Origin of the sequence: Vibrio sp. T9, from assembly GCF_003123985.1 — a bacterium.
Taxonomy (GTDB): Bacteria; Pseudomonadota; Gammaproteobacteria; order Enterobacterales; family Vibrionaceae; genus Vibrio; species Vibrio diabolicus.
On the sequence record NZ_NIGY01000221.1, the window covers coordinates 1 to 245 of the forward strand.

Annotated in this window: 1 pseudogene; it reads left to right on the forward strand. The window is 37.1% G+C overall.

The window, feature by feature from the left end:
* Nucleotides 1-159: 159 nt before the first annotated feature.
* Nucleotides 160-245: pseudogene (locus tag CBX98_RS26760) on the forward strand (nucleotide pyrophosphohydrolase); the annotation flags it as partial.

A 245-nucleotide genomic window follows, 5' to 3' on the forward strand; every position in this document is an offset into this window, starting at 1 on the left:
TGTACTAACAAATTGCTTAAGAGTGATTCGTAACGCGTGGCATTTTTACTTTGCGGTGGCTTATGTGATTAAGGCGCTGTGCGGTAGCTTTTGTATTGCGTTACTCACACCTTAGCAAGGCGTTATACGCTTTATGAAAAATGATACAAAAAGGATGTTATGAAGTTATCTGAGTTACAAAGTCATATAAAAGAATTCGACTATGCGCCAGAGCGATCTGAACACTATTTTTTAAAACTAATCGA